This window comes from Marinoscillum sp. (genome assembly GCF_040222955.1).
Lineage (GTDB): Bacteria > Bacteroidota > Bacteroidia > Cytophagales > Cyclobacteriaceae > Marinoscillum.
On the sequence record NZ_JAVKCA010000014.1, the window covers coordinates 84225 to 95541 of the forward strand.

The 11317-nt window shown below is 48.2% G+C and carries 4 protein-coding genes; 1 reads left to right on the forward strand and 3 read right to left on the reverse strand.

Going from position 1 to position 11317, the window contains the following annotated elements; all coding sequences use genetic code 11:
* Positions 1-5: 5 nt before the first annotated feature.
* The 3 genes from RIH33_RS13580 to RIH33_RS13590 form a co-directional block, all read right to left on the reverse strand.
* On the reverse strand, positions 6-7868 hold the full coding sequence (locus RIH33_RS13580) for a gliding motility-associated C-terminal domain-containing protein (protein WP_406658714.1): 7863 nt from the start codon (positions 7866-7868) through the stop codon (positions 6-8).
* Between the two features lie 150 nt (positions 7869-8018).
* Entirely contained in the window at positions 8019-8795 is a 777-nt protein-coding gene (locus RIH33_RS13585; protein WP_406651502.1) for a LytR/AlgR family response regulator transcription factor, read from the reverse strand.
* On the reverse strand, positions 8795-10723 hold the full coding sequence (locus tag RIH33_RS13590; protein WP_406651503.1) for a histidine kinase dimerization/phosphoacceptor domain -containing protein: 1929 nt from the start codon (positions 10721-10723) through the stop codon (positions 8795-8797). Before RIH33_RS13590 ends, RIH33_RS13585 begins: the two co-directional genes overlap by 1 nt.
* A gap of 394 nt (positions 10724-11117) precedes the next feature.
* On the opposite strand from RIH33_RS13590, the gene RIH33_RS13595 reads away from it, so the two are divergent.
* Positions 11118-11317: hypothetical protein (locus RIH33_RS13595; RefSeq protein ID WP_406658715.1), on the forward strand; the 200-nt coding region annotated here is incomplete at its 3' end.

Genomic DNA, 11317 nt, shown 5'->3' on the forward strand with positions numbered 1-11317 from the left:
ATCGTTTATTTTAAGATTAGGACAAATCCTTTGTGTGTCTTACCTCCATCTCTGGTCAGATCCACGCTGTAGTAGTAAGTATCGGCCGCCAGTTCTCTTCCATTGTCTGTGCCGTCCCACGGTGTGGTGTAGCCTTTTGATTCGAAAACCACGTGACCATTTCTATCCAAAACAGCGACCCTGCTATTGGGAAAGAACTCTATTCCCGGAAGCTGCCATTGGTCGTTAGCTCCATCACCGTTTGGCGTAATGGCTGTGGGTATCATTATGTCGGCCACAGGCGTATTTTCCTCCACATCCGTCACCGTAATGGTGACATCCTGATTGGAAGCATTAACCCCATCACTGGCTACCACATTGATCACATAAGTATTGTTGGCGTCAGCATCCGTAGGATTTTCAAAGTCAGGAGCACTTTTAAAGGTCACTACCCCGGTGCTACCCACGATATCGAAGAGCGATTCATCGTTGCCAGTACCTAAGCTGTAAGTGATCGTTTCCGAACCGGTAGCAGTGGCGGTATAAGCCGTCCCGGTACCATTCTCTGCAAAACTCGCAGTGAGTGCTGAGGTGAAGACCGGAGCGGTATCATCCACATCCGTCACCGTGATGGTGACATCCTGATTGGAGGCATTGGAGCCATCACTGGCCACCACATTAATCACATAAGTATTGTTAGCGTCAGCATCCGTAGGATTTTCAAAGTCAGGAGCACTTTTAAAGGTGACTACCCCTGTGCTACCCACGATATCGAAGAGCGATTCATCGTTGCCACTTCCAAGGCTATAAGTCAGCGAATTAGCATCCGTTGCTAAAGCAGTATAAGCCGTCCCGGTACCATTCTCTGCAAAACTCGCAGTGAGTGCTGAGGTGAAGACCGGAGCAGTATCATCCACATCCGTCACCGTAATGGTGACATCCTGATTGGAAGCATTGGTGCCATCGCTCGCCACCACATTGATCACATAGGTGTTGTTGGCATCTGCATCCGCAGGGTTTTCAAAGTCGGGAGCGGTTTTGAAAGTCACCACGCCTGTGCTGCCCACGATATCGAATAAGGATTCATCGTTGCCGGTACCTAAGCTGTAAATCAATGAATTGGCATCCGTTGCTAAAGCAGTGTAAGCCGTCCCAGTGCCATTCTCTGCAAAACTGGCGGTGAGTGCTGAGGTGAAAACCGGAGCGGTATCATCCACATCCGTCACCGTAATGGTCACATCCTGATTGGAAGCATTGGTGCCATCACTGGCCACCACATTGATCAGATAAGTGTTGTTGGCATCTGCATCCGCAGGGTTTTCAAAGTCTGGAGCGGTTTTGAAAGTCACAACGCCTGTGCTACCCACGATATCAAATAAGGATTCATCGTTGCCAGTACCCAAACTGTAGGTGATCGTTTGCGAATCGGTAGCAGTGGCAGTATAAGCCGTACCGGTACCATTCTCTGCAAAACTGGCTGTGAGGGCCGAGGTGAAGACCGGAGCGGTATCATCTACATCGGTCACCGTGATCGTCACATCCTGATTGGCAGTGTTGATTCCATCACTTGCCAGCACGTTGATCACATAAGTGTTGTTGGCATCTGCATCAGCAGGGTTTTCAAAGTCTGGAGCGCTTTTGAAGGTCACCACGCCTGAGCTACCCACGATATCGAATAAGGATTCATCGTTACCGGTACCTAAGCTGTAAGTCAGGGCGCTGGCATCCGTTGCCAAAGCAGTATAAGCTGTACCGGTACCATTCTCTGCAAAACTGGTGGTGAGTGCCGAGGTGAAGACCGGTGCAGTATCATCTACATCTGTCACTGTAATTGTCACATCCTGGTTGGAAGCATTGGTGCCATCACTGGCCTCCACATTGATCACATAGGTGTTGTTGGCATCTGCATCCGCAGGGCTTTCAAAGTCTGGTGCGTTTTTGAAGGTTACCACTCCCGTGCTACCCACGATATCGAATAAGGATTCATCGTTGCCAGTACCCAAACTGTAGGTGATCGTTTGCGAATCGGTAGCAGTAGCGGTATAAGCTGTACCGGTACCATTCTCTGCAAAACTGGCGGTGAGTGCCGAGGTGAAAACCGGAGCGGTATCATCTACATCTGTCACCGTAATGGTCACATCCTGATTGACAGTATTGATTCCATCACTGGCCACCACATTGATCACATAGGTGTTGTTCGCATCTGCATCCGAAGGGTTTTCAAAGTCTGGGGTGATTTTGAAAGTCAATACGCCAGTGCTACCCACGATATCGAATAAGGATTCATCGTTGCTGGTACCTAAGCTGTAAGTCAATGCATTGGCATCCGTTGCCAAAGCAGTATAAGCTGTACCGGTACCATTCTCCGCAAAACTGGCAGTGAGTGCTGAGGTGAAAACCGGAGCGATATCATCCACATCCGTCACGGTGATGGTGACATCCTGATTGGAAGCATTGGTGCCATCGCTCGCCACCACATTGATCACATATGTATTGTTGGCATCTTCATCTGCTGGGTTTTCAAAGTCGGGGGCGGTTTTGAAAGTCACTACCCCTGTGCTACCCACGATATCGAATAAGGATTCATCGGTGCCGGTACCTAAGCTGTAAGTCAATGCATTGGCATCCGTCGCTAAAACAGTATAAGCCGTCCCAGTGCCATTCTCTGCAAAACTGGAGGTGAGTGCTGAGGTGAAGACCGGAGCGGTATCATCTACATCCGTCACGGTGATGGTGACATCCTGATTGGAAGCATTGGTGCCATCGCTCGCCACCACATTGATCACATAGGTCTTGTTGGCATCTGCATCAGTTGGATTTTCAAAATCAGGGGTGCTTTTGAAAGTCACTACGCCAGTGCTGCCCACGATATCGAAGAGGGACTCATCATTACTACTTCCAAGGCTATAAGTCAGCGAATTGGCATCCGTTGCTAAAGCAGTATAAGCTGTACCGGTACCATTCTCTGCAAAACTGGCAGTGAGTGCTGAGGTGAAAACCGGAGCGGTATCATCTACATCCGTGACCGTGATCGTCACATCCTGATTGGTAGTGTTGATTCCATCACTGGCCACCACATTGGTTACATAAGAGTTGTTGGCGTCTGCATCCGTAGGGTTCTCAAAGTCTGGAGCGTTTTTGAAGGTCACCACACCTGAGCTACCCACGATATCGAATAAGGATTCATCGTTGCCGGTACCTAAGCTGTAAGTCAATGCATTGGCATCTGTGGCTACTGCAGTATAGGCTGTTCCAGTGCCATTCTCTGCAAAACTGGCAGTGAGTGCTGAGGTGAAGACAGGTGTAATGTTATCAAGGTATTCATAAGCGCCCATGTCAATCACATCAATACTTGGCAGGCCATCGTAGAGACGTGGGTTACCTGCTAAATCAACATCATTGGCTATGTCGCCACCTGCATTGGTATACAAACTATTACTCCCCGTATTTACGGCTGAGCTCGTATTTTTAAGACTAAAATCCTCGTTGGCGGGATCGTTAAAGATGTCTGTATCCGTCAGTTCGCTAGCATCAATGTTGCCATCACTAATATCACTATTCCCTTTAATCAGACAGTTCTGAGCCGTGTAATCTCCCGTAACAACATCCCATATGATACTGTTATAAAGGGTCACACCAGAATTTTGAGACACACAACCTGGCACTTCTTCGCTACTCACGGTAGCCTCATTTCCCACAATAGAAACATTGGTAAGTGTGGGGCCTGATAGATCAACATTATACATTCCGCTACCATTTTCACTCGCCTGATTACTTTCAATAGAGACATTCAGTAGCGTAGGTGAAGAACTCTCCTGATTGGTCATCCCACCGCCATCTTTGGCTTCATTATTTCTTAAAATCACCAATTGGAGCTTTGGAGAAGACTGATAGCTGAACATCCCCCCACCAGATTCTGTACATGTATTATTATGGAGAATAACATTTTTATAGCTGGGTGAAGAGACAGAATTATAAACCCCTGCCCCAGAGCACTTATAGACTTGGTTACCATTAATTAAAATATCAGAATATGCATTGGCATTTCCTCCGGTAAGGCTAAAACCATCTAAGCTTGCTGTGCCTATATCACCAGAGCTCACCAGTACATTGTAGATGTTATCACTGGCATCATTTTCCGTTCCTATATCACCGTTTAGAATAGTTCCCTTTGTTTGGTCGGAAGAAGGGAGAATACGCGTATCCGTCAAATCCTCTATGCCGTTGGCGGGATCAAAACCACCATACAACTGAACGTTCTTCACCATGGAAAAGCTATTATTACGTGCCTGGTCAGTACCAAAATTCACTCCATCTTCGGGACTATACATGGGTTGATAAGTACCTATGGACACATATATTTTTAAAGGTGTAGTTTCCCACGAATTATCATAATTCTCCTTTGCCCATATCATGGCGTCTGCCAGTTCAGTAATGGCATTGGCCCAGGAGCCACCTCTGCCATTGCCGCCACTTACGCTTTTGTTAACATATAGGATGTTGTTGATATCGGGGGTCATGACGCGGGAGACATCCACTACAAATGACTGGGTTGCTGTTCCCCCATTGCCATCACTGGCAGAAAGCGTCACGTTATGATTCCCTACCTGGCCTGTTGCATCACCCGATAGCTGATAACTATTCAAACCTATTTTGCGAATAAGACTATTCCCCTGATCTGCCACATAGACCTCCCCGGCAGCATTCATCGCCAAACCGATAGGGCCATTAAAGCTGGCGGCAGTTCCTGCTCCGTTATCCGAGCCAGGGGTTAGACTGGATCCGGCAATGGTGGTTACCACTCCTGAAGGGGTAATCTTTCTAATGGTATGATTACCATATTCTGAAATCAATAAATTACCTGAACCATCTACAAGTACATCAAATGGAGTGTTAAACGATGCACTCGTACCCGTACCATCATTGGCTCCGGCACTACCCGTTCCGGCAATGGTGGTGACTACTCCGGCCGGAGTAATCTTTCTAACCAGGTGACTGTTTTGCTCAGTTACATACAAATTACCAGAGGCATCAATATCTATTGCATTGGGTCCGTTAAAACCGGCATCAGTACCCGTACCATCCGCTGGGGTTCCGGAACCTGAACCTGCAAATGTGGATACTTCTCCTGCCGGGGTGATTTTTCTGATGAGGTTATTCACAATTTCGGCTACATACAGATTACCCGAAGCATCAATCGCCATACTGATGGGCCCCGAAAAACGGGCATCGGTGCCGGTTCCATTTACATTCCCACGCACACCATTTGTTCCCGCAAAAGTCGACACTTCACCCGCGGGAGTTATCTTCCTGATGATTTGATTACCAAAATCTGCCACAAACAAATTGCCTGAAGCATCCATGGTCATACCAGTAGGGTTGGCGAAGCTGGCTGCCGTACCCGTACCATTGGCTGATCCATAGTCACCGGATCCTGCTAAGGTACTTACATCTCCTGTAGGGGTAATCTTTCGGATGCGATGCCCGTAGGTGGCTACATAGAGATTGTCCGAGGCATCCATCACCAGGCCAACGGGTTGAATAAAACTGGCAGCCGTACCATTTCCATCAGCAAAACTCGCATCACCCGATCCGGCAAATGTTGAAATAGGTAAAACCGAATTCAACGAAAGCCAATCTGGCTTCACCGTTGCCGTCACGGTCACAGCATCATTGTCCAGGTCGCTGGTCTCAATGTCATAAGTATAGGTTTCATCATCATCCACGGAGGTAACTGCCGTAGAAGTGAAAGCAGGTTGTTCGTTTACATTGGTTACTGTAATGGTCACATCCTGATTCACCGAATTTGTGCCATCACTAGCCACCACATTGACCACATAAGTGTTGTTGGCATCTGCATCCGCAGGGTTTTCAAAGTCAGGAGCACTGCTGAACGTCACCACTCCGGTACTGCCTGCGATATCAAACAACGATTCATCGTTGCCTGTACCCAGGCTGTAAGTGATCGTTTCCGAATCGGTTGCAACTGCCGTGTAGGCCGTACCTGTACCATTCTCCGCAAAGGAAGATGTAACCCCGGAGGTGAACACCGGAGCGGTGGCATCAGTCACCGTAACTGTAAAGGTCTGGGTGGCTGTGCCGCCATTGCCATCGCTGGCAGAGAGAGAAACGTTATGATCCCCTACTTGTCCCGCCGGATCTCCTGATAACACGGCAGGGTGTGTAATGTCTATTTTTCGGATTCTGTAATTGATCCCATCGGCTATGTACAGATCTCCTGACGAATCGAAGGTAAGATCAAATGGACGGGCAAATTTGGCAGCTGTACCAGTGCCATCTCCAAATGACTCACTTCCATTTCCGGCCAGTGTAGTCACCGTGCCATCCGTGGTTATTTTTCTGATGCGATGGTTGAACAGTTCAGCCACATATAAATTACCCGCGGCATCAAAGTCCATTCCGTGAGGGAAGTAGAACTGTGCTGCTGCACCCACCCCATCGTTATAACCAGACGTAGAGCCAGCCAGCAACGTCACCTCTCCAGCCTGGGTAATTTTCTTGATTTTGTGGTTGCGATCAGCTACATACACATTGCCATCGTTGCCTACAGCGATCCCTTCTGGCCAATTGAATTGGGCAGCTGTGCCTGTCCCTACGGCATCTCCATTGGTGGAACCTGCCAAAGAGGTGACTACTCCTGCCGGGGTTACTTTTCTGATTTTCTCATTCCCTCTGTCCGCCACATACACATTTCCTGAGTTATCTACTGCCACGTCATACGGGGAATCAAATCGAGCTGAAGTGCCGGTATCATCCAGGTAACCCTGAGTTGAGCCGGCTAGCGTAGATACTGTCCCGTCGGTGGATATTTTTCTAATTTTGTGATTCCAGGTATCTGCCACATAGACGTTCCCTGCATTGTCCACAGCGATTCCATTTGGGCTGTTGAACTTCGCACTGACTAATGGGCCATCTTCATAACCAGAAGCACTTACCAGCGTGGTGACTACTCCTGCTGAAGTGATTTTCCTGATCTGATAACTCCCTTCGTCCTCATCAAGCTCATAGATGTTGCCGGCACCATCTGCTCCTATAGATACAGGAGAGTAAAATGAGGCATCTGTTCCGGTGCCATCATCTGTCCCTAATGTACCTGAACCTACAAATGTGGTAACTACTGCATCTTCACTGCCTGCCGTAAATGTTAGCCAGTCCGGCTTGGTCGGAGCGGTCACCACCACATGATCGTCATCAGCATCACTGGTCTCTATTTCATAAGTATAGGTTTCATCATCATCCACAGCTGTGACTGCTGTGGAAGTAAATGCCGGATTTCGGTTGGCCAGCGTGCCCTCCACTTTAAAATCCACAAAATAACCATTGATGACTGAGGCGTTATAATACAGAAAATTAGCAGGAATGGTACCTGCAGCGCCTGTATTGGTAGCTCCGGTACTGGCATCCCAATTCGTATCTGCGCCAGACACATAGGTCACATGTACCCAGTAACTTGTATTAGCAGAGAGTGTCGGGCTGGTAGTAGAATTGATCGTTAAATCATTAATGGTAGAGGTGGATGTAGACAGGTTTCCGAGGTTTTCTATCAGATTGCCCTGGGTATTGTCCGGATTATCCCTGATTGAAATATTCGCCGTGGCACCCACCCCCTCTGCGCCCGAGTACAGTGAGAGGGTGATGCTGGTGAGCTCAATGTCAGCAGCTCCCACGGTAAATCCCTGAGCTCCGTAAAAGCTGCTATTGATGATAAGAGAGCCATCATTGTCAGGTGCAGAAAGGCTATTGACCACTACGGCTTGTGCTTCCGCGCTGAAAGCACTTATAATGATCAGAGCGAAAACCAGTGCTGTGCGGATTCCTTTGTGAGGATTTCGCGATTTTGCAATTAATTCGATTGGAACATTCATCATACGGCATTTTGGTTGGGTTCTTCTGCCAGGCAGAAAAGTCTACCGAATGTATGGATGGATGCTCAGGGGATAAAAAATGATTGACCAGGCCCGAAAGTTGGTGGACGAAATCAATAAACCCGGTGACGAAAAATGAAGGGGTAAGGCGGATTAACCGGCCAGGATGGCCAGCAGCGCATCTCGCTTCTCTTTGACAATTGGGATTTCCTGGTCATTGATCCGAATGGTATTGCCCCCAATGCGCTCTATTTTGGATACGTTCACCAAAAACGAGCGATGCACCTGAAAGAAGTGCTCTGACGGCAATTTGGCTTCCATGTTTTTAAGGGTCTCCTTCAGCACCTTTTGCTTTCCCTGACTGTGAATCTCCACATAGTTGCCGTCTGACTTGATGTAATCAATTTCAGAAAGGGTGATCTTCACATACTGGTATTCATCCTTGATGAAGAGGGCATCTTTGATCAGCAAGGGTGGGTTTTTTATTTCCTCCAACACCTCTGCATCCTTCACCACAGACATGCTCACCTCCTTTTGTGCCGGGGTTCTCTGCTCATGACTAAACCTGGCCAGGGCGGTCTCAATGGCGGCATAGACTCCCTGCTGTGCCACGGGTTTGAGCAGATAGCCATAAGGCATAGTAGCAGTGGCTTCTTCGATGGTCTTCTTGTCTCCCAGTGAGGTGAGAAAAACATAGGGAATGTTCAACTCTCGTTTCAACTGCTCCGCCAGCCAGATCCCGGTCTCGGCTCCCTTCAGGCTGATATCGAGCAGGGCAATGTCCGGCTTCAGCGCTCTGGCAAGCTCCAGTCCTTTGATGGCACGGATGGCGGTCCCCACACATTCATAGCCCATTTTTTCGATCATGCTGACGATGGACTGGGCGATGATCATTTCATCTTCTACAACCAATACTTTTACTTTCTCCATCAGACCGCAAACTTCAGTTCAAAGGTGGTACCATTCGAATTGCTGAAACGATAATCTCCTTCCAGCTGGTCACTGAGCATCCTGGTCAATTTCAAGCCCAGGGAAGCAGACTGTGTGGCATGCATGAGTTCATCAGGAATGCCAGAGCCATTGTCCGAAACGGTCAGGTGATAGGCCCCTTCTTCATGCTGAAGAACTACCTTAAAAACACCACCGCCCATTCGCTGGGTATAGGCGTACTTGAAGGCATTGGTGCTCAACTCATTGATGATGAGCCCCAAAGGCACGGCAGTGTCCACATCAAAGAAGATATTTTTGGCTTCTACTTCCAGGGCTACATCTTTGGCCATATCACCAAAGGAAAGTTTGATCTCGCCGATCAGCTCATTTAGGTATTCATCAAAAGGGATGTGCTTCAGGTCATCGTTTTCATAGAGCTTTTGGTGAATCAAAGCCATGGAGCGCACACGCCCCTGCCCCTCTTCCAGCAGCCTTTTGGCATCCAGATTTTCAGATTCATCGGACTGTAAGTACAGCAAACTGGCGATGATCTGAAGATTGTTCTTTACCCGATGGTGGATTTCCTTGAGCAAGGCCTCCCTTTCGGATAAAGACTTCCCTAAGAGTTCATTTTGGGCAGTGATCGTCTTGTTGCTTCTGGACTTGATTTGGAAGATCAGCAAGGCCACCACACCGAGCAGCAAAGCACCAGCGATGGCCACATTTCGGAGGAGCTCCTGTCTGTTTAGTTCCAGCTCCTGTGCGGAAAGCTGTACGCCCTGGAGTGCCAGGTCCTTCTCCTTTTTCTCGGTTTCATACTTCACCTGCATCTCAGCAATGGCGTCTGCGCTATTCTTGGCCTGCAGGGTGTCACTCAGTGTTTTGCTTTCGGCGATCGCCTGGTAGGCGTCCTCATACCTGCCCAGCTTCTGAAGGTCTTTCGACATCAGCCAAAGGGTCCTGCTGGTTTCCAACTCATCTCCCCTGTCGGCGAACAGGTCTTTGGCCTGTTTGTGCATTTCATAGGCTCGCGGGTAGTTGCCCTTTTCGAAGTACACCGTGCCCAGCCCCACCATGGCTTCTGTCACCTCCTTGGTGCTTTTATTGTCGCCAAAGTATTGGAGGGAGTTTTCATAGTGAAATTGAGCTGAATCATATTTTTGTTCCTTGAGATAAAGGTCTCCGATCATCCTGCTCAGCTCAGCCAGTTTGCGCTCATCTTTGTTTTTTCTACTCAGGCTCAATCCCACCCCGAAATAATACATCGCCGAGTCATTCTTGTTCATGGCCAGGAAGTTAGAACCCAGATTGGTATAGGACCTGATGAGGTCCGTTTCCATGGCGTTGGCCTTGTAGACATTGAGTGCTTTCCACTGATACTCCTGGGCAGTTTCGAAGTTCTTCATATTGTGATAAGCCATGGAAATCACATTGTAGGTATTGGCGACAAACTTGGGCGCAAATTTCTCATTGCCCTCCTGAATGGCCAGCGCCCGCAGGAGGTACTCGATGGCCGTTTGGTATTTACTCTGGCCGATCAGCACGATACTGGCATTGGTGAGGTTGCTGGAAATGCCCACACTGTCTCCCTGAGCAATGGATATCTCAATGTTTTTGTCGATGTAGACAATGGACGAATCAAACTCAGCCTTATCATAATAATACATGGCGTAAGCCACATTCACCGACTTCTGGCCATTGCGGTTTTTGTCTTTGCCAGGGTGAGTGTCCAGCTTTTGGGCGAAATAGGCCAGTGAATCCGGGTTGTGGCCGATGTACTCATTGATCAGATTGATGAGTGTCTGTACCTGCACACTGTCTGAAGCAGTAGTGGCATACAATTCCTTCAATTCAGAAATTTTGGGTGTTTGCGCCGCGACACGAAACAGCGCGATGAAACAGAGAAAAATCAGGGATAAATACTTCATGGGTTAGGTATAGCGATTGGTTGGCAAGGTCTATCCACAAATAAAGTGATTGTTTGATTGAATCCGTGTGGAAATGGAGAATTAGATGACGAAGGGGTGGTTATAGGATGATGTTTTTTCCCAGGGCCGTCATTCCGGTTTTGGACGAGCGCAGCGATGGACAAATACCGGAATCTTTAGGGGTTATCAATAGAATTTAATCTGATGTTTTCGATCTTCCTTATTGTCTATCCTTCGACACAGCAGTCTGCGACCGCCGGCTCAGGATGACAATCGACACGGCAGTCTTTCAACCTGTCATGGTGAGCCTGTCGAACCATAAGGCAGGTGGATAGTCTTTCTCATAAAACACTCCTTGATTCGACCAGAACACACTCTGAAAGCTACCCATCCAATGAACAGATTCCGGTATTCTTCGTACCTCAGAAACCGGAATGACGTTCTTTTCCCGTCCCGTCATTCCGGTTTTGGACGAGCGCAGCGATGGACAAAGACCGGAATCTCAAGGGTTCTATTTAGGCTTCAATTTGGTGTTTTCGAGATCTTCCTTCTTGTCTATCCTTCGACACGGCTGTCTGCGACCACCTGCTCAGG